The following is a 25,711-nucleotide window of genomic DNA, read 5'->3' on the forward strand; positions in this document are numbered from 1 at the left end:
AGAGGAAAATATTGGAGTAGGCTTTTGGTATATGAGCAAAGACTACTATGTTGGCCTTTCAGTGCCTAGAATGTTAGACACTAAAGTAAATGATGGAGGCATGGAAAGTACTCGATATAGGAGACACTACTATTTAAGTGCTGGTTATATTTTCGATCAGCTCTTTTCTTTAAAATTTAAGCCTTCCATTCTATTAATGTATATGGATAAAGATAATTATGCACTGGATCTAAATGCTTCCTTTCTATTAAATGAGACGATTTGGCTTGGGGCATCTTTCAGAAATTTCGGCACCATTGGCTTGAATACGCAAATGAAAGTAGGAGAAACACTGAAATTAGGCTACGCATTTGAATTACCTATAAACAATACTGCTTTAACAGGATTCGGAACGCATTCCTTAATGGTTTCACTCGATATTGAGCTTTTCGGAAAACATGGACTAGGCAGAAGATTCTTTTAACAAAAAAAGGGCCGTAAATTATAAATTTACAGCCCTTCATAATTATAATATGATTTAATTATTTCCCTGCTGCGTATCTTTTAGAAACCTCTTCCCAATTAATTACATTAAAAAATGCAGAGATGTAATCAGGTCTTCTATTTTGGTAATTTAAGTAATAAGCATGTTCCCAAACATCAAGTCCTAAGATCGGAGTTCCTCCACAACCAACATTAGGCATGATAGGATTGTCTTGATTTGGGGATGAACAAACCTCTACTTTTCCGCCAGAGTGCACACATAACCATGCCCATCCTGAACCAAATCGAGTAGCTGCTGCATTAGCAAACTCTTCTTTGAACTTATCAAAAGAACCATAAGCAGCATTAATGGCATCAGCTAAAGCACCTGAAGGCTCACCACCTCCATTTGGGCTCATTACAGTCCAAAAAAGAGAATGATTATAGTGACCACCACCGTTATTTCTTACTGCATTGTTATCACTGCTATTTTTAAGCAATTCTTCTAAGGACTTGCCTTCCATGTCTGTTCCTTCAACAGCTCCATTTAATTTAGTAACATATCCGTTGTGATGCTTGCCATGGTGTATTTCCATTGTTTTAGCATCTATATGTGGTTCTAAAGCATCTTTTGCATATGGTAATGCTGGTAATTCGAAAGCCATAATATTTATTAATTATAGGTTAAACATTTATTAAAAATCAATTCCTTCTATCTCTAAGTCTTGCAAAAAAATTATCTAGTATTTTTTTGCTTTCACTTGCCATCAAACCGCTTCTTACTTTAGTTTTTGAATGAACCATATGTGGATTAATTTTAGTAAATCCTCTTTTTTCATCTTCTAAAGCATATACAATTTCGCTTATTTGCGACCAATTTAGCGCACCTGCACACATCCCGCAAGGTTCCAAACTGACATAAAGCGTACAATCAGTTAAGTATTTACCCCCTAGATGATTAGCGGCAGCCGTAATTGCCAGCATTTCAGCATGAGCGGTTACATCATTCAACTTTTCAGTCTGATTATAGGCCTTAGCAATTATTTTTTTTTGACAAACAACAATAGCACCAACAGGAATTTCTCCTTCATCATAAGCAATTTCTGCTTGACGAAGCGCTTCCCTCATAAAGTACTCGTCAGAATTAACGGTGAGTTCCATTTTATGTTTAGCGAAATTTGGTGCTTTCAAACATTTTCTGGGCAATGGGTTGCCATTTGGACTTTAAATAAGGCGGACAAGAAAAACTGATAACCACCAATCCATTTTTATGAAGAGTGTAGAGCAAGTATGTAAAACGCTGCTCAGCAGATCGATTACCTTCTGCCAAAGGCTTACCTTCAAATTGGTAGGCAACAAATTCTTTGCCATTTATTTCTACCAACTCCTTTTGAGAAAACTCAATTTCCTGAAACAAAGGAGGAATACTAGAATCATAGAATTCTTTTAAGAGCGATACATCGTCATCTTGCCAAAAAGTGGAAGAAGCTGTGATAGTAAATTCAACTGCTGATTGCTCATCCGTCATGGCTGCGTCAGGAATTCTCGCTCCTAAAAACTTGGCAGAAAGTTCTTGCTGAGTCATTTTTCTTAATTCAGTAGAAACTTCCATGCTGAGATAATCAGTTAGCTTTTGTTTTTTTAAAACAGGCTCTTGCACAAAAAAGAGCGCCAAAAATATTAAACCGATGGATTTAATCATTTACTTTTTTATTTACATCTATTAAAAAATTACGCTCTGATGGCAATAACAGGATCTAATTTTGCTGCCATTCCTGCTGGCACTATTCCGGACAAAGTTCCCACAATAGCTGAAACCGCTATTCCAATAATAACATTACCAATTGAAAGCGTTAGATCTAGACTGCCTAGAGAAACAAAACTTAGTAGATACACCAAGAAAATACCAAATAAGCCGCCCATTACAGAAAGAAAAACGGCTTCAAATAGAAATTGAAAAAGTATAAAGAAATTCTTAGCACCTAAGGATTTCTGAATGCCAATTATATTCGTTCTTTCTTTTACTGATACAAACATGATATTGGCAATACCGAAGCCTCCTACTAAAATCGAAAAACTTCCGATTACCCATCCAGCTATTGAAATCACACTGAATATTGAATCGAGAAAATCTGCAAATGCTTCCGGTCTATTTATAGCAAAATTTGTATCTTCCCGAGGTCGCAAACCTCTTTTCTGTCTTAAAAGACCTGTTATTTCCCCTTCCAAATTCTTCAAACCCTCATCTTCAGGATAACCTTTAAGCGCTATAATGGATTCAACTCCGAAATTCCCCTGACCTGAATACATTTTAAAAAACGTATTGTAGGGTACATAACAAAAATCGTCCGCACTAGGAGCATTCGTAATACTTGCCCCTTGCTTTTCCATGACTCCAATTACTCGAAATTTCAAGCCTCTCAATGTTATTTCCTTTCCGATCGGATCCGTCATTGGGAATAAAGTTTTGGATACTTCCGCTCCGATGATCGTCACATTGGTTCCCTTTTCTACCTCTTGTAATCCAAAATAACGCCCTGTTTCAACTGGAATTTCAAAAACATCTTTATGCTGATAAGCTACCCCCGAAACGATAGCACCACTTAAACTATTGCTCTCATGCTTCACAGTTACTCCAAACCTTTCCGCAAAAATGGTCACTGCACTGGCTTCTTTAGAATTACTTTTCAAAAACTGATATTCACTATATTCGGCTTTAGGACGATTTACAAACTTCCACCACGGATAGTCATCCTCAAAAATCCAAGGAAACTTCTCTATTCTGATGACATCGTCCCCTAAGAAATTTAAACTGTCTTTGATATTCTTTTCCAATGAATCTACCAAGGTAAATACAGTGATGATAGAAAAAATTCCTACCGTTACACCAAGTAATGAAAGAATAGTTCTTAATAAATTGGCTCGCAAGGCACTTAAAGCGAAGCGAAAACTCTCCAGAAGCAGATGAAAGTAAATCATATGTAAATATAAAAATATAAAGCTACAAGATTACAAAAACTATTCTTAACTTTGCCCTCTTAAAATTTTAAGTCTAACCACTTAATACCGTAATATTAAGTATGAAATTATCAGAATTCAAATTCGAATTACCACTTAAATTGGTGGCACAACATCCGGCAGAAGACAGAGATTTAGCAAAGCTAATGGTTTTGCACAAAGATACCGGAGAAATTGAACACAAAACTTTTAAAGACATTGTCGATTACTTTGATGAAGGTGACATTTTAGTAACCAATAACACTAAAGTATTCCCTGCTCGTCTTTATGGAAATAAAGAAAAAACAGGTGCCCAAATTGAAGTCTTTCTTCTGAGAGAGCTCAATAAAGAAATGCACTTGTGGGATGTGTTGGTAGATCCGGCTAGAAAAATTCGTGTTGGAAATAAACTATATTTTGGAGATGGCGAATTAGTAGCGGAAGTTATTGACAATACCACTTCAAGGGGGAGAACTATTAAATTCCTATACGATGGGGATGATCAAGATTTCTACAAATTAGTAGATTCTTTAGGGGAAACTCCGCTTCCAAAATATATCAAAAGACCAGTAGAAGAAGCTGACAGAGAAAGATTCCAGACAATTTATGCTGAAGAGGTAGGAGCTGTTGCTGCACCAACTGCAGGTATGCACTTCACTCGTCAGGTCTTGAAAAGAATGGAGCTAAAAGGCATCAAAACCAGCCCCATCACATTGCATATCGGATTAGGCACTTTCCGTCCGGTAGATGTGGAGGATTTGACCAAGCATAAAATGGATTCGGAGAACTTTAAGGTTCCTAAGAAAACTGCTGAATTGGTAAACGAATCATTGGACAGCAAGAAAAGAGTTTGTGCTGTAGGTACAACAGCTATGCGTTCCATGGAATCTTCAGTAACAGCTAATAATCATTTGAAAGAAAATGAAGGCTGGACCGATCGCTTCATTTTCCCTCCTTACGAATTTAAAATTTGCAATGCATTATTGACAAATTTCCACATGCCCGAATCCACTCTATTGATGATGGCTGCAGCATTTGGAGGCTATGATAATGTAATGAAAGCTTATCAAGAAGCAATCAAGCATAAATATAGATTCCTTTCTTATGGGGATGCTATGTTGATCATCTAATACTAAAATATCAAAATAAAACTGTTATGTAGAATTATTGAAACATAACAGTTTTATTTTTATCCAAAAGAAACATTTCCCCAAAACGCTCTGTTAGCTTCTTATAAATAGCAAATCCATTTTCAGATGACAGTATTACCCTACAAAGACAAAGAAACAGGCAAAAAGCAACAAGTTGCTGATATGTTCGATAACATCAGCCACAAATATGATTTCCTTAATCATTTCTTAAGCTTAGGCATCGATATCAGATGGAGAAAAAAAGCCATAAAACTATTGAAAGATATTGAGCCTAAACAAATCTTGGATATTGCGACTGGGACTGGCGATTTTGCTATAGAAGCATTGAGGTTAAACCCCGATCACGTGACAGGAGTTGATATTTCTGAAGGTATGCTTTCTTTCGGTAGGAAAAAGTTGAAGAAGAGAAAATTAGATGATAAAATCACTTTAGCTTCAGGCGATTCAGAAAACCTTCCTTTTGAAGATAATAAGTTTGATGCCATCATCGTTGCTTTTGGGGTAAGAAACTTCGAAAACCTTGAAAAAGGATTAGCAGAAATGTATAGAGTGCTGCGACCGGGCGGAAAAGTAGTAGTATTGGAATTTTCCAAGCCTAAAAGCTTCCCTTTTAAACAGCTCTACAATTTCTATTTTAAAAATATCTTACCTACTTTAGGCAAAACAATTTCAAAAGATAATGCAGCCTATACTTATTTACCAGAATCGGTAAAGTCCTTTCCTGATGGAAAAGAATTCACCTCTAAACTGGATATCTTAGGCTTCAAAGATACTGTATGCAAACCTCTAACATTTGGCATAAGCTCAATTTACACAGGAATAAAATAATTTTATTCCTGCTTGGGACAGTTTTCAGTTTTCAAGCTTCGGCTCAGATTTACGAGAAAGAGAACTTACCAAATTATGATGAGCAATTAATCCATTATGGCTTCTATTTAGGAGGTCATACCGCAAATTTGAAAGTAAGATATAATGAAGCTTACTTAAGCAATCAATTTGACTCATTGCATTCTGTTGTTCCAGAGAGTGCGCCTGGTTTCACAGTTGGATTCATTTTTAATTTAAGAATTGCTCAATACTTAGATTTCCGTACAACTCCCGGTGTAGGACTCTATCAGTACACCTTAAATTACAACACCTACGACCAGGCAGAAGAAATTACTTTTCAAGGAAAGAAGGAAGCATTCTATGCAGAACTACCTATTTTGCTTAAATACAAATCTCAAAGAAGAAATAATTTTAGAGCGTACATGATCGGAGGAGTTAAGCCATCTTTTGAAGTAAGTGGCAAAAGACCATCCGAAATAAATGAAGATGTACTACTGATTAACACTTTTAATCTGGCTTTGGAAATTGGTTTTGGAATAGATATCTACTACGAATTGTTCAAATTCTCTCCCGAAATTAGATTTTCAAGAGGCTTAACAAATGCCTTATTTGATCGGCAAAATAGCTATAGCAGTCCAATCAATGAATTAGTCACCAATAGCGTCTCCATTTATTTCCAATTTCAATAAATTTAATCTTTAGGTAATCTATAATATAAATTTTGAATTAAATTTGTATTCCACAAAACCAGATTGTTATGAAAAAACTTGTACTTCTTCTTTGCTTTATTTCTTTGTTTACTTTATCCGAGTCAAAAGCTCAATGGCGATTAGCTGCAGGGATCGATGTTTTAAGTACTCCTTTCTTTGAAAATATCCCCAAATATAGATTTGGTGCTGAGGCACAATATTTTGTAGCAAACCGTTTTGCTTTAACAGGTGGACTAGAATTTATTGAAAAAGATTTAGGCGGTTCGGCTGGCTTCAGGTTCTATCCTATCAATCCTGTTTTCCTTAGAATGAGAGGCATATTAAAAAACAACTCTGATCTAGCTTTAGGAATGGGGTATGCAATTGGTCTGAATAGTAATTGGAGATTGGAAACCATGGCAGACTATTTTGCGGTTAGCAGTGGTTTTGCCATGAGAGTTGGGGTAGCTGTAAAATTATAATTTCAATTACTCCATTTTTGAATCTTTTTCTTCCTTCAAAGTGCTCCTGAAGCGACTAGAAATAACTGCTTTGGATTGTTTTTCTTCTTCCACTAAGCACCGGCAAAGTGAATTAATTCACTTGTGGGTTATTAACAAGCAGAAGATTAAGTTCTGCTGCATCTATATTATGTTTGTCAGCTATTTTAAGTAAAATTCTGTCAATCACCTTCTTAATTTCTTCATCCTGGACGATTTCTTCGGAATGTTCAATGGCATTTTTAATCTGGTTTCCCAATTTCCCTTTGGGAGAAACAGTCACTTCTTTCACCTGTAAAATTTGCACTCAATTAATATGCGATAAGGCAAACCAGAGCGTGACAAAAGAAATGAAAAGCAAAAAAAACCTTACAGCTTTTTTCATAAAAATCAGAGTTGAACCATTGAGCAGGAGAGGTCTCTGTAAAACCACCATTTAACATGAATACCCTTTCGGGTTTGAAAAGCTGTATAATTAGTGGCTACAAATTCAAGTAGGTTGAATGTGAAAAGTACAATCAGGTAAACTATATAATCAATATTAAACACCCTTTCTTCAAAAAGTATGAAAAACGCCCACCAAAAACCGATGCTATTAATAATAACCAAGGAAAGCTGAGAGAAGAACGTATGGGTGCAGTACCTTCTCAAAAAAGGAGTAGAACGCTGGTTACCTAAATAAAAGATAAAAGTAGCGATCAAATTAAATATAGGTAAAGGAAGACCTGCGGTTATGAACACCCGTGACATTAAATAACTATTAGAGGCTTTTTCAGCCTCACTATCATCTACCTTATATGAAAAATTCCTTGTTTCAATCTTAAATTTTTCATTATGTTCCACGCCCAGTTCATTAGCCCCAGAATAATAAAAGGACCAGCTATGTACTTTTTCCTAATCCGATTTTCTGTACTAATAAAAAAATAATGCAGCGAATACTTTCCCGAAAATAAATCTACCAAGACCCATAATGGCAGTACGATTATTAAAACCAGAGCCAATAAACAGTGTGGATTTGCCGAAAGTGCTGCTTACACGTTCCACCACTATCAAAGACAAAACACTTTGCGTAGTACCACAAGCCGGACAAAGCAGAGAAGCAAGATATTCAAAAAACAGACGTTCAATGCCATAATACTCAGTTTGAATCCTACCCAAGTCAAACTCAAAAGAGTAATTCCAGCAACAAGCATATTTAGTCTCTTCTTCTGCATTTATCTATAGTATCTGATGAAGCTTCTATATGTTTTTCTCCCTTGTAGCTCCCATGATTAAGAACCAATCTACGATCACCCAAATTCCAAACCCACCTCAAGTAATTAATTTAAGGATAACTAATCCGACATCAACAATATAAAAACGGTAAATTCCCAAACAACCCACTAGCAATGATAAAATCAGGCTAATTATTGGGTCTTTGAGCTGAGTCAATTGAATGGCAGGCCATCTTGAGTCATCGATATCAAGCAATCTTTTCCTTATTTTTAGTTATCGATAGTCTTCAAAAAATTTGCAATTTCTCATGACATACATATCCACCTTATCTACTGCCAGAGAATTATTGTGAGATGATCAATAAAATTATCTTCAATATTAAGTATTGAAACATAATTCTAGTATAATAGAAATAAATTCACTGAAACGGGAACTTCTTAAAATTTGATTATAAGCACCATCTTGAACTTCCTTGCAGAAGGAAACATACTCATCACAAGAAGCAAATTATCCGATGTAATAAAATATTGATTTACCATATTTTTTTCACCTAAAGAACCGAAACTTACACAAGTATTTAGGTAATATCTACCTGTTTTACACCTACTTAATCATCCATTTTCACTAAGCAACTAATTAACAAAAGCTAATCACTGCATTCTTATTATGTACTTTTTTATTTTTTTTTAATTATTTAAATAATACATTTACCTATCAACTAGATTCAACGTATTTGAAATATGTTAATCATTAAAGAAATAACTGGTACCTAATGTTCTTTAATTAACCCTACAAAGTGTAAATAATTTGATTTGCCCACTCTAATGGTGTATAGACTTATTATTTCCATAAAATTTTAGATTCTTAGCTAGTTGTGCAAAATTATTTATAACTAAACTATCAACTAATCATGGAAAAGATTATTTCAAAAATCACAGTACTAGTTTTAGGCATTTTTATAATGTATGCCTGCAATCCCAATTTGGAAGATGAAAAAGTTTTGACCCCAGAAGAAGAGATTCAAACTGAAGAATTAATCAAATTGGGGAATGCAAATTTAGAAGCTCAGGATATTCTTCTTGAAATGTTGCAAAAAGAACCTGATTTAAGAAAGGAATTACTTAAAATCGGTGTAGAGGAAGAAGGCATCATGTTAAAAACCTTATTCGATCCGACTACGGAAAGCTTTCAAAGGCTCAGTTCTAGTTTGCTAACTTTTAAAGATACATTTGCTAAATACTATCATGGAAGTGAGGGCAGTGCTAGTGCTAAAAGATCAGGGAAGAAAAACAACGAAGAACTAGAAAAGCTGATTCAAACGCTTGTTGACAGCAATATTGAACTCTATATGCCTTATATTGAAGAGGCAATGTTGGAAACTGACAACATAACGATAGTAGCCGCAACTTTGGAAAATCAGGGAGATGTTGTAGAAGGATATAGAGTGAAAGTATCTCAAGAAGGTGGGAGAAGTAACCTCCCTCTAGATCCTCCACAACTTATTGACCATGTCGATGATGACTATGCAGATGGTAACACAACATTAATTCTAATGCCTATTGACGATGGTGGTTCAGGTGGAGGATATGGCGGTGGTGGCTCATCTGGTGGTGGTTCCACAGGTGGTGGTTCTTCACACCCCCACGAGTATGAAGATTTATATAGAATGCTAGTCAATGTAGGTGCAATAAAGTGTAATACTCAATATGATGCTTTTGTTAATGTCATAAATGGTGGTGCTTCTGAATTTAAATTTATCCGAGCATATCCTTATTATTCAGGAGGTACAAAATCACAAATTGCTGAGCTTGGGACAATGTCACTGACCCGAAGACAAATAAATAGACATACGGTAGTTAATGTAAACACTAGTTGGGATAACGCCTGGGCTCCTGAAGAATTGACACAAGGATTAGGGATTTATGAATACGACAACACCAATAAAACAGTTAGACTAGATGGAACTGTGAGGTTATTACACAACGGAAACGTCACCACTACTACTTATGATGAAGATTTTTCTTCTAAAAATGGGGTATTATTGAATGAAGATTTAGGAAGAGAAAATTTTTATTACGATTCTGAAGATGACCGCAATTTTGGAAATGGATTCCATAATGGACATGCTTGGAGAACTGCAGGTGGTCTTTCATTTACTCTTGCTCCTACCATGGAATATGAATAGTTACTCACTCTAAACAAAAAAGCGGGTGCAAATTTCTTACACCCGCTTTTTAAAAATTAATTTATGAAAACTTTTATTGTATCAGCCCTCTTGACATTAATTTCAATGGTACCACTATATTCTCAAAAGTTAATGGAGGGTACTAAGGTTTCTATTGGCTTTGAATCAGGTCTTCATTTGGATGTTGTAGAACTTTTAAGGCCATCATATAAAGATAATAGGCCTAGTATAATTCCAGATAATTTTGAGCTTCAAAAAGTATATATTGGTTGGAATAATAGAATTAGATTTAATTACCAACTATCAAAGAAGTGGGAATTATTGGGAAGAATAGGTTTCACCAGCTTTAAGTTAGAATACCAAAAATCGAACATGGATATTTTAGGTGGCTTTGGAGATAAGAAATATGTAGTGAAATACATGCCCATCGACATTTTAATAACCAGAAATATCTATCTCAAAAAGGGTGTTTTAAATATCGGATTTGGACCTATTGTAAGAATTTTTTCAGACTCAGGTGTATCATATATACCAAGTGAAGGACCTGATGGTAAATTATACGTAACACAGTTACAAACAAATTCTAGAACTTTTGGCGATATCGGTTTTTCATTTAACACCTCCTACTCTCAGCAAATAAAAGAGGCGTTACATTTGGGTTTAAATTTAAATGCTTACACCTTATTTGGTGGTTATGGGCTAGAGAGTATTATTCTATCACCTTTCGTCACGATCAACTTTTAATTATGAGACAGTTTTTATTAATTTTCATACTATTGACATGTTTATCAGTACTGAATGTAAAAGCACAAAAGTTCATTTCCGAAAGCAAAATATCTCTTGGAATGGGGATGGGTTTTGACTATAATAATGCCTTGTTTCCAAAATATGATGAAAACAGTAGTCGTCCTGAATATTTAGCGACCAATTGGAAAGAGGATCCACTAGTACTGGGCAGGGTTATATCATTTTCATGGTCATTTTTAATGAATGAAAAGCTCCCTGTTCAATTAAAGTTTTACAAAGGTGATTACCGACAGGATTATAGTGACGATTTAATGTTTTTTGCTGGTCAGGAATTTGATAAACTATATGCTGGTTTAGTACTAGGTTCATATTTAGATTTATTGAAAAACAGTGGCCGTCACCGTTTGCGATTTGATTATGGCTTGCATTTATATCGCCTATTTACTTCCATAGTAGATTATGAAATAGATATTGACGAAGATGGTAACTATATACCTGGCTTTCCTCTGGTGAATAATAATGTGAATCGTGAGTTAGGTCTTAATATAGGATTTGAATATGGTTTCTACTCAAAAAATGAAAAGTCCATGATAGGACTAAAAATTGATGGTTTTGGCAGCTTTAATAGCGATTTCTTCGGATGGATAATTCAACCTACTTTTTCATATTCTTTCTAATCTTTTTCAGTTCTTGTGACTCTATCAGGAACGATACAGAAATCCCATATGACTACAACGTCATCGAATCTTCTACTAATTGGAAAGAACAGCTGTTTATATACAAAAATTCGTTAAAAAATGGACTGGAATTTGTTAGAAATAAAGACAGTGTAATAATTGAAATAAGAAAATATCAAAAAGGAAAACTGAACGGAACTTATCTAAAATACAATGACAAAGGAGATATTGCTGTAATAGGAAAATTTATTGGAGATAAAAAAATTGGTAAGTGGCATGAATTTCATGCTAATGGTGAGGTTAAATCATCAGGAAAATATATCGAGGGTTTGAAATCAGGTTTATGGGTTACTTATTTTGAAAACGGAGACATCTACACATCTGGTCATTATCAAGAGGGGTATAAAACTAATGAGTGGCTTGTTTATTTTGAGTCCGGCTCAATAAATCATAAAGCATATTATAAGGACGGGAAGAAATCAGGACAGTGGAAAAAGTATTTTGAAAATGGTAAACTTTCTGCATCAATGAACTTTAAGGGCGATCAAAAACATGGCGCATGGATGAAGTTCAATGAAATTGGGGATACGATATCATCTGGAAGTTATTCTTATGGAGATCCAGCCGGGAGATGGATGAAAATTGCGGAAAATGGTAAAAAAATTTATGCTAATAACAATTAGAACTATAAATTAATTATAGGCGCCATACTAAAGGTGTCTTCCTTATCCGAAGGATTTATTCTTAAGATATTGGATACCACCAAATTCACTAAAACCATAGAGGCTTTATATCGGTTTAATTTTGAAATCTCTTGGAATTTAGTCAAAGTTATAGACTCATGTTCGCCTAAATATTCTAGTAAAACCTTTTCTTTTTCCTGAATTTGGAGGATTCTAGCATTTTTCCTCTGGGAGAACTTGATAACATTTCTAACTTCTTTACTCGCTTGGATGCTTTTATCGGCTAGGCGAACATAGGCCTTTCCCCAATCAGTATTTTCGTCAGGCAAAGCATAATGGGGCTTTTTCTTACTCTCGGCCACTTCATAACGCACAACCGCTCTATCTTCATTTTCATCTAGCGGGATGATAGTATATTCGTATCGCAAGCGGGGTTTACATAATTTAGTAAGTGCCTTATTTAAGACATAAATTTCTTCCTCAGCGTACTTTACTCCGGGAATATTACCATTATCATCTACCCCTATCAAAACATCACCCCCTTTAGTATTGGCAAAAGCTACAAACTCCTTCACAATCTTTTCTGGGTGAGCAGCTTTTCGTTTAAACTCCAACCTGTCACCTTCGCCACGTTTTACTAGTCGATATAGATCTTTTAGCTCCATTACTCGGAAGTGATATTGATCATAACTAAAAGCATAAGCAATCGGTTTGATCCTTTTATTTAAATAAGAGAAAAGTTATGATGCGAAAATATCCTCGTCCCTTTTAAAAGACTTGAATTCTAATGCATTGCCACTTGGATCTAGAAAAAACATAGTAGCTTGTTCCCCTGGCTCTCCTTTAAAACGAATGTAAGGCTCAATTATAAAATCTGTATTAGCTCCTTTTAGTCGATCAGCTAAATCATGCCATTGCTCCCACTCCAATATAACTCCAAAGTGTTTAATGGGAACTGATTTTCCATCTACCGGATTAGCTGCTGGTTCTTGAATAGGCTCATCAGTGAGATGCGCTGTAATTTGATGTCCATATAAATCGAAGTCAATCCATCTTTCGGAAGTACGACCGATCTTACAAGCTAAAACTTCTTCAAAAAACTGACGAGTCGCTTTTAAATCTGCAACGGGAAAAGCAACATGAAAAGGTCTGATATTTTTCATCTGGATTTTATTAAATAGACTTGTATGCTATAAAAAAAGCAGTCATTGAATGTGATTCAAGACTGCTTGTAAAAATGTGTAATTAATTTAAACGCCTTCTGCTTCTACTTCCTGCACATCGTTTGGCAACATTCTTTTTAAAAGATTTTCAATGCCGGCTTTCAAAGTAATAGTAGAAGAAGGACATCCGCTACAGGACCCTTGCAGTAACACTTTTACTTTTTGAGCATCTTTGTCGTAGGAGTGAAAAGAAATAGCGCCTCCATCTTGCTCGACTGCTGGCTTGATATACTCTTCTAGGATATTCTTGATTTGCTCTTCCAACTCAGCATTTTCGCTAGTATTCGTTTCTTCGAATAAATCTTTGGCTTGCAATTCAATTACTCGCTTACCAGATTCTAAAAATTCTTTGATGGTATCCTTTACATCATTTTGTATTTCTACCCACTCGTATTCTGGCTTTTTGGTCACCGTTACGAAATTACTCATATAAAACACCCGATCCACATATTCTTTGTGAAAAAGGATTTCTGCTAATGGCGCCCGGGCGGTCTCTTTTATAGATGGAAAGTCAAAGGAATCTCCTTCCGGTACTAACATTTGGTTAGTTGCGAATTTCAACGAATTCGGATTCGGATTGGCTTCCATATAAATGGTAACAGGTTGTTGTGTCTGCGTACTCATCTTTTTTATTTAAGTCTTTTAAATTTATTTATTTGCTGGAACGTCATCCGGAACATTAAGTTCTCCTTCTGACTTTGCGATCAATGTAGAAACAGTCGCATCGCCTGTAACGTTCACTACAGTTCTAAACATATCCAGAATTCTATCCACAGGGAAGATGATAGCTACCCATGCAGGATTTAAACCTACTGAGTTCAAAACAATAATCATCATTACCAAACCGGCACTTGGCACTGCTGCCGAACCAATAGAAGCTAAAGTAGCAGTTAGCACTATCGTTAGTTGCTGACCTAAAGTCAGGTCAACCATATGTAGTTGAGCTAAAAACACCACAGCAATCGCCTGGTACATGCTAGTACCATCCATATTTACTGTAGCACCAATCGGCAATACAAAGCTACTAATCTTCTTCGAGGCCCCCATGTTTTCTTCGACACACTCCATAGTTACTGGTAAAGTAGCTGCACTGCTAGAAGTAGAAAAAGCCAAGAATTGAGCAGGGCTAATCCGCTTCAAAAATTCTCTATAGGTTAGTTTCTTAATGAAGATTGATACAATCAAGGGATACAAGACAAATATCATGAAAAGTAGACCTACCAATAAGGTAATAGAATAGCTTCCTAAGCCTTTGAATATTTGCCATACTTGGGCGGGCGTATCGGCCATTTTAGCTATTACCCCTGCTAATAATGCAAAAACAAAAAACGGAGCGGCTTTCATAATGATGTCTACCATTTTAAGAATCACCTCATTAGCCCCGTTTACAAAACTGATAACTCCTCCTACTTTATCATTGGGCAGCATTGCTAAGCAAATTCCAAAGAAGATGGCAAAGAAAATAACTTGAAGCATATTGGCATTGCTACTAAAAGCACCAAAAACATTCTCAGGAACCATATCCACAAAAAACTTTAAAGGCCCTTGGTTAGTGGTTTCATCAGCAGATTCAGCTAATTGATCTACTCGGTCGTTGGAGGCTTCTGCTACAGTTTTTAAAGAATCCATAGCGGACTCATTCATTGTAGAACTCACTAATTCTTGATACTGCTGCTCCTGTAAAAATGAACGTCCGTCTTTTGGTTGTGGAACATCCGGATTTTCACTCACCCAAAGTTCATATTTTATCCTGTTCTTAACTCGTTGGTCTTCATTCACAAACTTGCCAGGCTGCACCAAATTAACAAGCGTCAAACCTATACCTACAGCAACAATTGTTGACAACAAATAAAAAGCTATAGTTTTAAGTCCGAGCTTCCCTAACTTATTGATATCTGTTAAACTGGAAACCCCGCTGATGATGGAAAGAAGTACTAAAGGAACTGCGATAGCTTTCAATACTCGGATGAATATGGTACCGAAAGGATCAATCCAGTCAATGGTGAATTGGTTCCAGCCGAGGTAACTTGAGATAAAGGCCCAAGCAATTCCTAATACTAGACCAATAATAATTTTAATGTGTAATGGTAATTTCTTCATCAAATTTTATTCGTTTTAGCCCTTAATAAAAAGTCCGCAATTGTAATAGCGGCCATCGCTTCCACAATAGGCACTGCTCTTGGCACCACGCATGGGTCATGCCTTCCTTTGCCTTTCACAGTTACTTTATTTCCATCTTTATCAATACTTTCTTGATCATTCATGATCGTTGCAATCGGTTTGAAAGCTACGTTAAAGTAGATATCTTGACCATTGGAAATGCCCCCTTGAATGCCACCAGAATGATTGGTAGCTGTTTTTACTTTTCCATCTTCTGTTTCAAAGCGATCATTATGTTCTGAACCGTACATTTTCACCCCTTCAAACCCACTCCCATACTCGAAGCCTTTTACTGCATTAATACTTAGCATAGCTTGACCTAGAACTGCATGTAATTTATCGAAAACAGGCTCTCCTAAACCCACTGGAGTTCCTTGAATGACGCAACTCACAATTCCGCCAATTGTATCTCTATTTTTTCTTGTTTCATCTATATGCTGAATCATCTTTTCAGCCATTTCAGGATCAGGGCAACGTACAATATTTTCTTCCGCTTTTTTTAAATCCATTTCCAAGTAAGATTTATCAAGCTTGAGACTGCCCACTTGCGTGACATATGCCGCAATATTAATATCCAATTTTTGCAAAAACATTTTAGCAATAGCACCTGCAGCCACTCTGGCAGCAGTTTCCCTTGCTGAACTTCGTCCACCTCCTCGATAATCACGTAGCCCGTATTTTTCTTGGTAAGTAAAATCAGCATGTGAAGGTCTGTAACTATCTTTAATATGAGAGTAATCTTTACTTTTTTGATTGGTATTACGAATACTTAAAGCAATTGGAGTTCCCGTGGTTTTTCCTTCAAAAATACCAGACAAAACCTCAACTTCATCCTCTTCTTTTCTTTGAGTAGTAATTTTTGACTGCCCTGGTTTTCTCCGTTGCATTTCAGCCTGTAATAATACTTCGTCAACTTCCACCCCAGCAGGACATCCGTCAATGATAACACCTATGCCCACGCCATGAGATTCACCATAAGTGGTGATTTTGAAGATTTTTCCGAAACTATTGCTCATTTATACAAAAATTGATGCGCAATTTAGGATTTTTTCAGTAAGATGAACAATGAAAGTGAAAAAGCCACTACGAGAAATATGTTAAACACCCATTTCCAGATTTCAGTGGTCTGGTGAGATTGTAACTGATTAGACACCTCATCAATTCTATCATAAAATAGTCCATCGGAAGAAGCTTGTTCAATGTTTACATTTGCCATGCTTTCCCCGCTCACTTTAATTTTATAATCTGATTTTAGCGTATCATATTTATTAGTAGAGGTATTGAAAAATACAAATTGAAAATACTCTGATAAATCGTATTCCCCGGGTTCCTTCGGAATCATATAATACCGAAATGCTTTTGATCCTCGAACAGAAACCCCACTTCTAGTGATGTTTTCACTTACATCAGGAGAATAAATCTCTAAATTCTTTTTATTAGTCACCTGCGGTTCTGCTATTCCCGAAACATTACCAGTTCCTCTTACTTCAAATTCATATTGAAAGCTTTCCCCTGTATTCAGTTCAGTAGAATTGATGTTTTCTGATAGTTTATAATTACCTACTGAAACTTGATCTTTTAAAGGATGATCAGGCAAGGCTTTCACTTTTACAGTTTTGGGTTTAGAATAGAAGGTTTTAAAAGTCTCTTTTCTGTTCTGACCAAAAAAACTTCTGCTTTTAGCTACCTGATATTTAATCATTTCCAAGCCCACCTTAGGGAATTTTAGGTCCTGCTCTCCAAGTGGAAAGAATGTAGCTTGAAATATTTTGTATACACTATATCTCTTCCCTCCTATATTTACAGGCTCTGCAGTAATATTTTCAATATTAAAATTCTCTTCCCAAACGTTATTTGGCCTCACATCCCGTAAAATATCAGTGAGTTGATTAGTTAAATCATGAAATTGTAGAGGTGCTCTATTTTCATTGGATACATAGAAAGCCAAGGTAGTATTCACCCCTTCTCCCACATAAACCTCATCCTTATTAGTCGTCAACGCAAAAAATGCATCCTCTTTTAAATTAACAAACTCTTCGGGTTCATCTCTTCTCCCAAAAAAGTCCTCGAAAGGATCGCTACCGAAAGGATCATATCTTCTATTTGTATTTTGCTGCTTAGCGGGTCCCACTTCTACCGTCTTCCCAGGTGAGCTTATTGATTTGCCATTCACATTTATCGTAAATGCCGGGATTTTGATAGTTCCTTCCCTTTCAGGAACATACGTTTGTGTAATACTTTGGCTTCTGGTCACCTGACCATTGAAAATATTGGTGGATGAGCTACTTGATGTTCCTCTTTTCACCATACCAGACACTTCAGGAAACTTGTCATACGACTTCAAAGTTTCACCCTCCACCTTCACAGTGATGGTGAATGCTTGATTTAAAGCAATTCTATCTGGTCCTAATTCTATAGAAATATCCTGTGCAGATAGCCAGGAGCTACCCAACAAAACTATTGAAAATATAATTAAAAATTTTACTAACCTTATCGTCATCTTCCTCGTATTTTTAGTCAAATACTTTAAGCAATCGAACGTTAAAATTAGTGTTTAATTTTCGATTTTAATAAAATTTTACTATTTTCAACATACTTTAAAACGTAAGTTCTTTAAAAGTAATTACTACAACCCAAACCATAATAGCTATGTTAGATTATGTGAAATCAATTCTTTCAAAAGTAAGTTTCGATAGACGTTTATTTGAAAAAGAATTGACAAAAGCTATTGCTCTGTTAGTTGAACAAGAGCTGAATTTGTTGAAGGAATGGTGCTATAGAAACTTTAGTTCGAAGTACCGTGATGTGTTAAACAAACATTTCCAAACTATTTAATATTGAAAGCCACCCAAAAGGTGGTTTTTTTTTGCTCTATTGTTAAAAATCCCCTTCTGTATTCGCAATTCATTTGCATTTAATGTAGTTTTGCTTCAAATTTTTAAGCATGAACAATCGGAAGAAAAACTCCATCTATTCATTGATTTTAATCGCTGCTGTAGCCATTATTTGGTTCTACCGAGATAGCCAAAAACCTAAAACCAAAGAAGTGCCCTATATTTATATTTCTGGAGAAGCACAGGGAACTACTTACAATATCACCTATTCGGACGATGAAAATAGAAATTTCAAACAGGAGATCGATTCTATCTTAAATCAATTTGACTTGAGTTTGTCCACTTATATTAAGAACTCAGAGATTGCAAAATTTAATAAAGCAGATAGCTTTCAATTTAAGTCTCCATACTTCTACCCTGTACTAGAAAAATCAAAAGAAATTCATGAAGCTTCTAATGGCGCTTTCGATCCCACTGTCTACCCTTTGATCGAAGCATGGGGATTTGGCCCAGAAAAAGTAGACTTCCCTGACAGTAGTCGAATTGAGGAAATAAAAGCATATGTTGGATTTGAATACATTAACTTCACAAGGCAGAAGGTACTGAAAGAAAAAGATAAAGTATCGCTTGATTTCAACGCTATAGCTCAAGGCTATTCAATAGATGTGATTTTTGATTTCTTAAAATCGAAAAACGTTCAAGATATGATGGTAGAATTAGGAGGAGAACTTAGAGTAAGCGGAAAAAATGAAAATGGGGATTTATGGTCTATTGGTATTGATGACCCAAAGACAGAAGCGGATCAGCAAGCCAAGAGAGTAGCAATCATTAAACTAGACAATGAAGCTATTTCAACCTCTGGTAATTATCGCAAATTTTTTGTTTATGAAGGCAAGAAATATGGTCACAGCATCAATCCTAAAACTGGCTATCCTATTCAAAGGGACATTATAAGTTCCACTGTAGTGGCTCCTAGCTGCATGGAAGCAGATGCTTGGTCTACTGCTTTTATGGTGACTGGATTAGAGCAAGCAAAAGAAATTCTGTCTCAGCAAGATCACCTCAAAGCATTTTTCATCTATGAAGATGCAGACGGAGAATTGCAGCAGTACACTACTGAAAATTTAGGAGGAAATATCATTCTTTGATTATGACTGAGAAAAAAAAGGAATGGTTCAGTGAATGGTTTAGCTCTCCTTTTTACCATATACTGTACAAAAATCGAGACGATAGAGAAGCTAAATTCTTTCTCTCCAATCTGTTGGGACATTTAAAAATACCCCAAGACGCAAAATTACTTGACGTTGCTTGTGGTAGTGGAAGGCATTCCATTTTCCTGAATAAGAAAGGCTACGAGGTTGAGGGTATTGATATTTCGGAAAGAAACATAGAAATGGCGAAAGAATATGAAAATGAGCACCTGCGTTTTCATATCCGAGATATGCGTGAAAACTTTAAGCATGATTATTTTGATTACGCTTTTAACCTTTTCACCAGTTTCGGCTTCTTTAAAACAGAAGAAGAAAACCAAAAATGCATCACTTCTGTAGCTGATTCTCTCAAAAGTGGCGGTATTTTTGTTTTAGACTTTCTTAATCCTTACAGAGTGATTCACAACCTGGTGAACGAAGAAGTTAAAACAATAGACGATATTGAATTTCACCTAACAAGACACTTTGATGGAGAAAGCATTATCAAAACGATCAAATTTGAAGCTGAAGGAGAGATTCACGAATTTCAGGAAAGGGTAAAAGCCATCAGAAGGCTATCTTTTTTAGAATACTTTCGTAACGCTCACTTTATGCTTCAACAAACCTTTGGCGATTACGAACTCAATGAATATGAACCCGAAACCTCTGAACGTATGATATTTATTGTTAAGAAATTATGATTAGTAATTCCGTAATCTTGTTTTTATTAACATTTGGCGCTGGTTATTTAGTATTCTTTATACCTAAAGTCAATAATTCTTTTTTCAAGTTGGCACTCGTTTTTGCAGGGGCGTATTTGTTTTCTGTAACCGTAATCCATATTCTTCCCGAGATTTTCTCTCAGGGCGAAAATGTCGCACATATCAGTTTATATGTATTAGCTGGCTTTTTCATCCAAGTCGTTTTAGAGTATTTCTCTGAAGGCGTAGAGCATGGCCATTTACATAACATAGAAGATCATCATCACCACGGACAAAACAAATGGCTAGGTTTATTAATAGCACTATCGATCCATGCATTTTTGGAAGGCACGCTCCTGGCCCATCCCGACACCATACATTCTCACGACAATACTAATTCAGTATTTTTTGGCATTTTAATGCATAAAATGCCGGCCGCATTTGCTTTGATGTCAGTCATGATTTGCCACCTTCACACAAAATGGAAAACAGTTTTGATTTTAGTGATCTTTAGCCTTGCAAGTCCGGCAGGTTTGGGGCTAAGTCATCTTTTGCATGATGCTGAAATATTTTCAGACAATGTATTTTTGATATTATTTGCAGTAGTATCGGGTAATTTTTTACATATTTCTACTACCATCTTTTTTGAAAGTAGCCCTGATCATAGTTTTAACTTCAAGAAATTATTTATTTCTCTTCTAGGGGCAGCGGTCGCGGTATTGGCTGAGTTTTCTTTCTAAGAATGGCTACTTGTTTTAAGGCGGAATAAAGTAAATAGTAGCAAGGCAAAAGAAGTAGATGGCTAATTACATTTTGGTCAATCCATTTATTATAAAAAATCCCGAAACTGTGAATCATAGCCGGCATTGCAAATAATGCAATGGCTAGGGGGATTCTTAAATAAGCAGTATCTCTTTCTTGAAAAAATTTGTACAGGTGAATCAAAGAAACAAATCCAATTAAGCCTACAATTGAATTGACTTTTACAACGTCAAAGTGCTGAACTGTCAAAACCTGCGCAATAAATATTCCAAAGAAAGCAAAAATCACTCCTTGTAAGAACATTTTCGTTTTAGAAGGTAACAATAATTTCAAACTCGCGATTTGTATAAAAAGGATTGAAATTCCCTGCATGGTCCATGCAAGCAAATGTGGATTCTTACCAAAATAAAGATCCAGCAGATGAGAAGTCCCACCTAAAAAGGCCGACAGTGCAAGAAATAGAAAAAAATAGGAGGCTAATTTTGCGTATTTTGATTTATAATCATGGAAAAGTCTATGCCCGAAATAAGCACAAAAAGCAGCCATCAAAATATCAGTGATGAAAGTTAAGGGATCTGCTAGTTCAAATCCCAAAAATTCTATGTAGGTGTGTTCAATCAATTTAAAACCATTCAAAAACCGAAAATCAATAGCTAGTGGACCTAGAATGGTCCCACTAGCTATTCAGTCAAAAATTAAACTGATGAACAATATATTAATTTTATTTTATACTTAAATGCAATTCCTTTAATTGTTCGGGTGAAATGGTAGCCGGTGAATCAATCATTACATCACGCCCGGCATTGTTTTTAGGGAAAGCGATATAATCTCTGATAGAATCTGAACCTCCAAACATGGCACACAATCTATCGAAACCAAAGGCGATCCCACCATGCGGTGGTGCACCATATTCAAAAGCTTCCATCAAGAATCCAAATTGTTTCTGCGCTTCTTCCTCAGTGAAACCGAGCGCTTTAAACATTTTCTGCTGCAATGCTTTATCGTGAATTCTTATACTACCACCGCCAATTTCAACTCCATTGATGACCATATCGTAAGCATTGGCTCTAATTCTACCTGGATCGGACTCAATGAATTCCATATCCTCTAACTTAGGACTCGTGAAGGGATGGTGCATGGCATGAAACCTCTTTGTTTCTTCATCCCATTCTAATAATGGAAAATCTAAAACCCAAAGCGGTTTAAAAACATTTCGATCTCTCAAGCCTAACTCTGACCCCATTTTTAGACGCAATTCATTCATGGCTTTGCGCGTGTGGTCGATAGCTCCACTCAATACCAAGAGTAAATCACCTGCTTTTGCCTCAGCTGCTTCCGCCCAAGCTTTGAGGTCCTCTTGACTGTAAAATTTATCTACTGAAGATTTATAACTACCATCTTCATTGCATTTCACATAAACCAAGCCTTTTGCACCAATCTGCGGGCGCTTGACATATTCGGTTAATGCATCTAACTGCTTCCGCGTGTATTCTGCTGCTCCCGGAACGCTTATTCCAACCACCAATTCCGACTGGTCAAATACATTGAACCCTTTGCCTTGAGCATATTGATTTAATTCCACGAAAGGCATCCCGAATCTAATATCCGGTTTATCCGAGCCATATAATTTCATGGCTTGGTCATAAGTCATTCTTTCGAAATCTTCAATTTCTATTCCTTTTACTTCTTTGAAAAGATACTTCACCATCTCTTCAAATGTGGTCAAAATATCTTCTTGCTCCACGAATGACATTTCACAATCAATTTGGGTGAATTCAGGTTGACGGTCTGCACGTAAATCTTCATCGCGAAAACATTTTACTATCTGGAAATATTTATCAAAGCCAGAAACCATCAGTAATTGCTTGAAAGTTTGTGGGGATTGTGGCAAGGCGTAAAACTCTCCTTCATGCACTCTTGATGGAACTACGAAATCACGCGCTCCTTCTGGAGTAGATTTGATCAAAACTGGCGTTTCTACTTCCAAGAATCCTGCACCATCCATAAATCTACGAGTTGCTTGCATAAGCTGATGACGCAGTTTTAGTTTTTCTCTAACTGCGGGTCTTCTTAAATCTAAGTAGCGATATTGCATTCTTAACTCTTCGCCACCGTCTGTATCATCTTCGATTGTAAAAGGGGGTGTTTTGGCAGCATTCAGTATATTTAATTCTTCCAAAGATATTTCGATATCTCCAGTAGCCATTTTATCATTTTTGGAGAATCTTTCCAGTACCTCGCCCTTCGCTTGCAAAACAAACTCTCGGCCTACTTTTCTAGCGGTCTTCAGAATATCTTCGTTTGTTTTTCCTTCTTCACATAAAAGTTGAGTAATTCCGTAGCGATCGCGTAAATCGATCCATAGCAATCCGCCTTTATTTCTAACGCGCTGTACCCAGCCGCTTAAAATTACTTGCTGACCTTTATTTTCTATTCTGAGCTCTCCGCAATGATGTGTCCTATGCATGATAAAATCTTAGTTCAAATTTTGGGCAAAGGTAAGCAATTAGCCGAATTGATGAAGTAGTTTTGCGGATTGAATTTGAAGACTAAAGAAATTTTTGGCATAAGTTGGAAAACGAGGGCGAGAGTTTACTGCAAATATTGCAGGAGAATTATAATGATCATGCCGATTTACCTACACATGAGAACTTCGATCATTTGACTTTGCCCATTTATATCTAGGGTAGCTGAATCTTTAGTTAGCAAACCCTATTTAATTGTCCATATAGTCTTGCCATTTTACTAAGGTAAATTTTCGATTGCCCGTTTCATCTGTGAAAGAAATAAAACCAAATTCGTAATAAAAGAAATGAACTTGCTTTTTACTGTTTCTCCAATAATGCGTAAAGTACTTTGGTTCAAAACCATATTTGAAAAGTTCTTCCGCTCTTACCGTTGCTTTCCCAGACCGATTATAATTCTTTAAAACTCTACGATTTAACTTCAGCTGTTTATCAATCGTCTTAAATAATGTGCTTTCTTTTCCTTTGCTGCGCTCATAATGATAGTTAGATTTACAATAGGTGTTGCAAAACTTCTTTCCTGCTCTACCTTCTAGTTCCTTTCCGCAATTAAGACAATTATCCATAGCTGTAGAGTTAAACGTTTAATATACGTATAAATCTACGGTTAAATTTTAAGTTGATGAAATTTTTAGCGGTGTTTGTATAAAACTAGATTTAATGGAACATTTATCTAAAGTCATTACATTAAAGCATCTTATTATTAATAATCGAAGGATGATTGGACTGAGATTCTATCCAGATAAAGTCATTCAGGAACTAGTTAAAACCTTAACTGCCGTAAGGTGGAGTACTACTTATTCAATGGTTTGTATTCCCAATACAAATGAGAATTACACTGAACTTTTAGCAAAATTTAGAGGTGTAGCCTATTTGGATATGCGCTATTTTAGTAGAAGGGGCTGGATGGGCAGTTCAAATCCTTCATTAATAATAAAAGCATATCGGAAAAGGGAGTTGGATAAAGAATACCGAAGCTGTCCTGAAGAATATTTTAATGAGCTTGAAAGAAAGCGTTACTCACCAAACACCGTTAAATCTTATATTTCATTTTTTGAACAGTTCATAAATTATTATAAATCCGAGCCTTTAATTAAAATAACAGAAGAGCAAGTAAAGGAGTATCTTCAAAAACTAATTCAAGAGGGCAAATCTGATTCTTATGTAAACCAATGCTTAAATGCGATAAAATTTTACTACGAGATAGTATTAAGAATGCCTAATAGGTTTTACAGTATTGAACGACCTGCGAAAGTAGAAAAACTTCCAAATATTATAAGTAAAGAGGAAGCCAAACTAATGATCGAAAGAACATATAACCTTAAGCATGAGTGCATTATTAGTTTACTGTATTCTTCTGGACTTAGAAGAAGCGAATTGATTAATTTAAAATTAGAGGATATTGATGCGAAGAGAATGTTAATAAAGGTGCATCAAGGAAAAGGGAACAAAGACAGGATAACTCTTTTAAGTAAAAAAATACTAGAAAAATTAAGGATATACTATAAAGCATATAAACCTAAAAAGTATTTGTTTGAGGGCCGTGAAGGAATTCCCTACAGCGGAACAAGTGTTGGAAACATAGTGGCGAAGTCAGGCAGAAAAGCAGGAATTAGGATGAAGGTAAAACCACATACCTTAAGACATTCATTTGCTACCCACTTATTGGAAGCAGGAACAGATTTACGCTATATACAGGTATTATTAGGACATAATTCCTCAAAGACGACAGAGATCTATACACATGTGGCTAGTAATATTTTTAATTCAATTGAAAATCCTTTAGATTGCTAAAAATGTAATGCGTATAAAGTAAGAATGCTTACTTTATACAATTGTTGTATTTAATTCCTTTCTTAAAATTATTCTGCTAGGCAGTTGGCAGAAAGAGGGCATAAAAGCGGATTGATTAGCCTTGAAAAGGCCTAAGTTTTGCGGGCGAGCCGTGGAAGCATTGTGCTTCTAAACGGTAAAGACCGTTCAAAAACTTAGATTGAAGTTAGCCGATTCTTGCCAAAAAGTCAAGGAATTCAGAGGCTAATGAAAAAGCAATCATTTTTATGGAGGAATGGATTAGGCTTTCTACCGCCATGACAACGGATACATAGTTTCTCCTATATACCATTAAGTCATGCCTCCAACTGACATGGCAGATGATGTAGTAGGATTTAAGAAAGGAACA

Annotated in this window: 30 protein-coding genes; 14 read left to right on the top strand and 16 right to left on the bottom strand. The window is 35.9% G+C overall.

All coding sequences use genetic code 11. The features are described 5' to 3' along the window. A partial coding sequence (locus tag B9Y84_RS19905; protein WP_139828115.1) for a PorP/SprF family type IX secretion system membrane protein occupies positions 1-463 on the top strand: 463 nt, incomplete at its 5' end. A gap of 58 nt (positions 464-521) precedes the next feature. Here B9Y84_RS19905 and B9Y84_RS19910 read toward each other — a convergent pair. Genes B9Y84_RS19910 through B9Y84_RS19925 form a run of 4 tightly spaced genes read right to left on the bottom strand, consistent with a single transcriptional unit; the run spans position 522 to position 3,441 of the window. Continuing rightward, positions 522-1,127, bottom strand: coding sequence for a superoxide dismutase (locus B9Y84_RS19910; protein WP_085519162.1), 606 nt, complete (start codon positions 1,125-1,127; stop codon positions 522-524). Positions 1,128-1,164: 37 nt separating this feature from the next. Continuing rightward, on the bottom strand, positions 1,165-1,623 hold the full coding sequence (locus B9Y84_RS19915) for a nucleoside deaminase (protein ID WP_085519163.1): 459 nt from the start codon (positions 1,621-1,623) through the stop codon (positions 1,165-1,167). A gap of 7 nt (positions 1,624-1,630) precedes the next feature. Next, positions 1,631-2,164: a hypothetical protein gene (locus tag B9Y84_RS19920; RefSeq protein WP_085519164.1), complete on the bottom strand. Its 534-nt coding sequence runs from the start codon at positions 2,162-2,164 to the stop codon at positions 1,631-1,633. A gap of 29 nt (positions 2,165-2,193) precedes the next feature. Continuing rightward, positions 2,194-3,441, bottom strand: a complete 1,248-nt coding sequence (locus tag B9Y84_RS19925; protein ID WP_085519165.1) for an ABC transporter permease — start codon at positions 3,439-3,441, stop codon at positions 2,194-2,196. Positions 3,442-3,542: 101 nt separating this feature from the next. Here B9Y84_RS19925 and queA point away from each other — a divergent pair, with 101 nt between their 5' ends. From queA to B9Y84_RS19945, 4 genes are all read left to right on the top strand, one after another. Then, on the top strand, positions 3,543-4,589 hold the full coding sequence (gene queA / locus B9Y84_RS19930) for a tRNA preQ1(34) S-adenosylmethionine ribosyltransferase-isomerase QueA (protein ID WP_085519166.1): 1,047 nt from the start codon (positions 3,543-3,545) through the stop codon (positions 4,587-4,589). A 126-nt stretch (positions 4,590-4,715) separates the two neighbouring features. Then, positions 4,716-5,438 (top strand): bifunctional demethylmenaquinone methyltransferase/2-methoxy-6-polyprenyl-1,4-benzoquinol methylase UbiE, encoded by a 723-nt coding sequence (gene ubiE, locus B9Y84_RS19935; RefSeq protein WP_085519167.1) that lies wholly within the window; start codon positions 4,716-4,718, stop codon positions 5,436-5,438. Continuing rightward, the gene (gene porT, locus B9Y84_RS19940) at positions 5,387-6,127 is read left to right on the top strand and encodes a type IX secretion/gliding motility protein PorT/SprT (RefSeq protein ID WP_085519168.1); all 741 of its coding nucleotides are present in this window, start codon (positions 5,387-5,389) and stop codon (positions 6,125-6,127) included. Before ubiE ends, porT begins: the two co-directional genes overlap by 52 nt. Before the next feature lie 68 nt (positions 6,128-6,195). After that, on the top strand, positions 6,196-6,609 hold the full coding sequence (locus B9Y84_RS19945) for a hypothetical protein (RefSeq protein ID WP_085519169.1): 414 nt from the start codon (positions 6,196-6,198) through the stop codon (positions 6,607-6,609). A 112-nt stretch (positions 6,610-6,721) separates the two neighbouring features. Here the strand turns inward: B9Y84_RS19945 and B9Y84_RS19950 are convergent, their stop codons facing one another. After that, the gene (locus B9Y84_RS19950) at positions 6,722-6,934 is read right to left on the bottom strand and encodes a hypothetical protein (protein WP_085519170.1); all 213 of its coding nucleotides are present in this window, start codon (positions 6,932-6,934) and stop codon (positions 6,722-6,724) included. A gap of 83 nt (positions 6,935-7,017) precedes the next feature. Beyond that, a complete protein-coding gene (locus B9Y84_RS19955) occupies positions 7,018-7,470 on the bottom strand; it encodes a hypothetical protein (protein ID WP_245830900.1) in 453 nt (150 codons plus the stop codon). A 127-nt stretch (positions 7,471-7,597) separates the two neighbouring features. On the opposite strand from B9Y84_RS19955, the gene B9Y84_RS20690 reads away from it, so the two are divergent. The 5 genes from B9Y84_RS20690 to B9Y84_RS19980 all read left to right on the top strand — a co-directional run bounded on the left by B9Y84_RS20690 (position 7,598) and on the right by B9Y84_RS19980 (position 12,134). Then, positions 7,598-7,762, top strand: coding sequence for a hypothetical protein (locus B9Y84_RS20690; RefSeq protein WP_176223856.1), 165 nt, complete (start codon positions 7,598-7,600; stop codon positions 7,760-7,762). A 990-nt stretch (positions 7,763-8,752) separates the two neighbouring features. Beyond that, entirely contained in the window at positions 8,753-10,027 is a 1,275-nt protein-coding gene (locus B9Y84_RS19965; RefSeq protein ID WP_085519171.1) for a hypothetical protein, read from the top strand. 63 nt (positions 10,028-10,090) lie between these two features. Beyond that, the gene (locus B9Y84_RS19970; protein WP_085519172.1) at positions 10,091-10,771 is read left to right on the top strand and encodes a hypothetical protein; all 681 of its coding nucleotides are present in this window, start codon (positions 10,091-10,093) and stop codon (positions 10,769-10,771) included. 2 nt (positions 10,772-10,773) lie between these two features. Next, a complete protein-coding gene (locus tag B9Y84_RS19975; RefSeq protein WP_085519173.1) occupies positions 10,774-11,451 on the top strand; it encodes a hypothetical protein in 678 nt (225 codons plus the stop codon). Then, entirely contained in the window at positions 11,415-12,134 is a 720-nt protein-coding gene (locus tag B9Y84_RS19980; protein ID WP_085519174.1) for a toxin-antitoxin system YwqK family antitoxin, read from the top strand. The genes B9Y84_RS19975 and B9Y84_RS19980 overlap by 37 nt, the downstream gene beginning before the upstream one ends. A 2-nt stretch (positions 12,135-12,136) precedes the next feature. On the opposite strand, the gene B9Y84_RS19985 is transcribed toward B9Y84_RS19980, so the two are convergent. The 6 genes from B9Y84_RS19985 to B9Y84_RS20010 form a co-directional block, all read right to left on the bottom strand. Beyond that, the gene (locus tag B9Y84_RS19985; RefSeq protein ID WP_085519175.1) at positions 12,137-12,799 is read right to left on the bottom strand and encodes an AlbA family DNA-binding domain-containing protein; all 663 of its coding nucleotides are present in this window, start codon (positions 12,797-12,799) and stop codon (positions 12,137-12,139) included. A gap of 75 nt (positions 12,800-12,874) precedes the next feature. Further along, the gene (locus B9Y84_RS19990; protein ID WP_085519176.1) at positions 12,875-13,297 is read right to left on the bottom strand and encodes a VOC family protein; all 423 of its coding nucleotides are present in this window, start codon (positions 13,295-13,297) and stop codon (positions 12,875-12,877) included. Between the two features lie 87 nt (positions 13,298-13,384). Continuing rightward, on the bottom strand, positions 13,385-13,981 hold the full coding sequence (locus B9Y84_RS19995; protein WP_085519177.1) for a NifU family protein: 597 nt from the start codon (positions 13,979-13,981) through the stop codon (positions 13,385-13,387). A 24-nt stretch (positions 13,982-14,005) separates the two neighbouring features. Continuing rightward, the gene (locus B9Y84_RS20000) at positions 14,006-15,457 is read right to left on the bottom strand and encodes a dicarboxylate/amino acid:cation symporter (protein WP_085519178.1); all 1,452 of its coding nucleotides are present in this window, start codon (positions 15,455-15,457) and stop codon (positions 14,006-14,008) included. Further along, positions 15,457-16,533 carry a chorismate synthase gene (gene aroC / locus B9Y84_RS20005; protein WP_085519179.1) on the bottom strand — a complete coding sequence of 359 codons (1,077 nt, stop codon included), beginning with the start codon at positions 16,531-16,533 and terminating at the stop codon, positions 15,457-15,459. Before aroC ends, B9Y84_RS20000 begins: the two co-directional genes overlap by 1 nt. A gap of 23 nt (positions 16,534-16,556) precedes the next feature. Next, positions 16,557-18,017: a BatD family protein gene (locus tag B9Y84_RS20010; protein ID WP_085519180.1), complete on the bottom strand. Its 1,461-nt coding sequence runs from the start codon at positions 18,015-18,017 to the stop codon at positions 16,557-16,559. 444 nt (positions 18,018-18,461) lie between these two features. On the opposite strand from B9Y84_RS20010, the gene B9Y84_RS20020 reads away from it, so the two are divergent. From B9Y84_RS20020 to B9Y84_RS20030, 3 genes are read left to right on the top strand one after another with little or no spacing between them, the layout of a single operon-like run. Then, on the top strand, positions 18,462-19,499 hold the full coding sequence (locus B9Y84_RS20020; protein WP_085519182.1) for an FAD:protein FMN transferase: 1,038 nt from the start codon (positions 18,462-18,464) through the stop codon (positions 19,497-19,499). Positions 19,500-19,501: 2 nt separating this feature from the next. Next, the gene (locus B9Y84_RS20025) at positions 19,502-20,242 is read left to right on the top strand and encodes a class I SAM-dependent methyltransferase (protein ID WP_085519183.1); all 741 of its coding nucleotides are present in this window, start codon (positions 19,502-19,504) and stop codon (positions 20,240-20,242) included. Beyond that, the gene (locus tag B9Y84_RS20030) at positions 20,239-20,982 is read left to right on the top strand and encodes a ZIP family metal transporter (protein ID WP_085519184.1); all 744 of its coding nucleotides are present in this window, start codon (positions 20,239-20,241) and stop codon (positions 20,980-20,982) included. The genes B9Y84_RS20025 and B9Y84_RS20030 overlap by 4 nt, the downstream gene beginning before the upstream one ends. Here B9Y84_RS20030 and B9Y84_RS20035 read toward each other — a convergent pair. The 3 genes from B9Y84_RS20035 to B9Y84_RS20045 all read right to left on the bottom strand — a co-directional run bounded on the left by B9Y84_RS20035 (position 20,930) and on the right by B9Y84_RS20045 (position 24,095). Beyond that, positions 20,930-21,640 carry a DUF6962 family protein gene (locus tag B9Y84_RS20035; protein WP_085519185.1) on the bottom strand — a complete coding sequence of 237 codons (711 nt, stop codon included), beginning with the start codon at positions 21,638-21,640 and terminating at the stop codon, positions 20,930-20,932. The two genes, B9Y84_RS20030 and B9Y84_RS20035, sit on opposite strands and share 53 nt — an antisense overlap. Positions 21,641-21,725: 85 nt before the next feature. Beyond that, positions 21,726-23,471, bottom strand: coding sequence for an aspartate--tRNA ligase (gene aspS, locus B9Y84_RS20040; RefSeq protein ID WP_085519186.1), 1,746 nt, complete (start codon positions 23,469-23,471; stop codon positions 21,726-21,728). A 249-nt stretch (positions 23,472-23,720) separates the two neighbouring features. Beyond that, positions 23,721-24,095, bottom strand: a complete 375-nt coding sequence (locus tag B9Y84_RS20045; RefSeq protein WP_085519187.1) for a hypothetical protein — start codon at positions 24,093-24,095, stop codon at positions 23,721-23,723. A gap of 94 nt (positions 24,096-24,189) precedes the next feature. Here B9Y84_RS20045 and xerA point away from each other — a divergent pair, with 94 nt between their 5' ends. After that, positions 24,190-25,323: a site-specific tyrosine recombinase/integron integrase gene (gene xerA / locus B9Y84_RS20050; protein WP_176223857.1), complete on the top strand. Its 1,134-nt coding sequence runs from the start codon at positions 24,190-24,192 to the stop codon at positions 25,321-25,323. 205 nt (positions 25,324-25,528) lie between these two features. Here xerA and B9Y84_RS20785 read toward each other — a convergent pair. Next, positions 25,529-25,711: hypothetical protein (locus B9Y84_RS20785; RefSeq protein ID WP_221406440.1), on the bottom strand; the 183-nt coding region annotated here is incomplete at its 5' end.

Source organism: Marivirga sericea, assembly GCF_900177665.1.
In the GTDB taxonomy this organism is placed as follows: Bacteria; Bacteroidota; Bacteroidia; order Cytophagales; family Cyclobacteriaceae; genus Marivirga; species Marivirga sericea.

Excerpts from the sequence above, each read along its gene's own strand:
- B9Y84_RS19920 (WP_085519164.1), bottom strand. The coding sequence starts at position 2,164 with ATGATTAAATCCATCGGTTTAATATTTTTGGCGCTCTTTTTTGTGCAA.
- B9Y84_RS20010 (WP_085519180.1), bottom strand. The coding sequence starts at position 18,017 with ATGACGATAAGGTTAGTAAAATTTTTAATTATATTTTCAATAGTTTTG.
- B9Y84_RS19925 (WP_085519165.1), bottom strand. The coding sequence starts at position 3,441 with ATGATTTACTTTCATCTGCTTCTGGAGAGTTTTCGCTTCGCTTTAAGT.
- queA (WP_085519166.1), top strand. The coding sequence starts at position 3,543 with ATGAAATTATCAGAATTCAAATTCGAATTACCACTTAAATTGGTGGCA.
- B9Y84_RS19965 (WP_085519171.1), top strand. The coding sequence starts at position 8,753 with ATGGAAAAGATTATTTCAAAAATCACAGTACTAGTTTTAGGCATTTTT.
- B9Y84_RS19915 (WP_085519163.1), bottom strand. The coding sequence starts at position 1,623 with ATGGAACTCACCGTTAATTCTGACGAGTACTTTATGAGGGAAGCGCTT.
- B9Y84_RS20025 (WP_085519183.1), top strand. The coding sequence starts at position 19,502 with ATGACTGAGAAAAAAAAGGAATGGTTCAGTGAATGGTTTAGCTCTCCT.
- B9Y84_RS20000 (WP_085519178.1), bottom strand. The coding sequence starts at position 15,457 with ATGAAGAAATTACCATTACACATTAAAATTATTATTGGTCTAGTATTA.
- porT (WP_085519168.1), top strand. The coding sequence starts at position 5,387 with ATGCAAACCTCTAACATTTGGCATAAGCTCAATTTACACAGGAATAAA.
- xerA (WP_176223857.1), top strand. The coding sequence starts at position 24,190 with ATGGAACATTTATCTAAAGTCATTACATTAAAGCATCTTATTATTAAT.
- ubiE (WP_085519167.1), top strand. The coding sequence starts at position 4,716 with ATGACAGTATTACCCTACAAAGACAAAGAAACAGGCAAAAAGCAACAA.
- B9Y84_RS19970 (WP_085519172.1), top strand. The coding sequence starts at position 10,091 with ATGAAAACTTTTATTGTATCAGCCCTCTTGACATTAATTTCAATGGTA.
- B9Y84_RS19990 (WP_085519176.1), bottom strand. The coding sequence starts at position 13,297 with ATGAAAAATATCAGACCTTTTCATGTTGCTTTTCCCGTTGCAGATTTA.
- B9Y84_RS20030 (WP_085519184.1), top strand. The coding sequence starts at position 20,239 with ATGATTAGTAATTCCGTAATCTTGTTTTTATTAACATTTGGCGCTGGT.
- B9Y84_RS19945 (WP_085519169.1), top strand. The coding sequence starts at position 6,196 with ATGAAAAAACTTGTACTTCTTCTTTGCTTTATTTCTTTGTTTACTTTA.
- B9Y84_RS19910 (WP_085519162.1), bottom strand. The coding sequence starts at position 1,127 with ATGGCTTTCGAATTACCAGCATTACCATATGCAAAAGATGCTTTAGAA.
- B9Y84_RS20045 (WP_085519187.1), bottom strand. The coding sequence starts at position 24,095 with ATGGATAATTGTCTTAATTGCGGAAAGGAACTAGAAGGTAGAGCAGGA.
- aroC (WP_085519179.1), bottom strand. The coding sequence starts at position 16,533 with ATGAGCAATAGTTTCGGAAAAATCTTCAAAATCACCACTTATGGTGAA.
- B9Y84_RS20020 (WP_085519182.1), top strand. The coding sequence starts at position 18,462 with ATGAACAATCGGAAGAAAAACTCCATCTATTCATTGATTTTAATCGCT.
- B9Y84_RS19995 (WP_085519177.1), bottom strand. The coding sequence starts at position 13,981 with ATGAGTACGCAGACACAACAACCTGTTACCATTTATATGGAAGCCAAT.
- B9Y84_RS19985 (WP_085519175.1), bottom strand. The coding sequence starts at position 12,799 with ATGGAGCTAAAAGATCTATATCGACTAGTAAAACGTGGCGAAGGTGAC.
- aspS (WP_085519186.1), bottom strand. The coding sequence starts at position 23,471 with ATGCATAGGACACATCATTGCGGAGAGCTCAGAATAGAAAATAAAGGT.
- B9Y84_RS19975 (WP_085519173.1), top strand. The coding sequence starts at position 10,774 with ATGAGACAGTTTTTATTAATTTTCATACTATTGACATGTTTATCAGTA.
- B9Y84_RS19980 (WP_085519174.1), top strand. The coding sequence starts at position 11,415 with ATGGATAATTCAACCTACTTTTTCATATTCTTTCTAATCTTTTTCAGT.
- B9Y84_RS20690 (WP_176223856.1), top strand. The coding sequence starts at position 7,598 with ATGGCAGTACGATTATTAAAACCAGAGCCAATAAACAGTGTGGATTTG.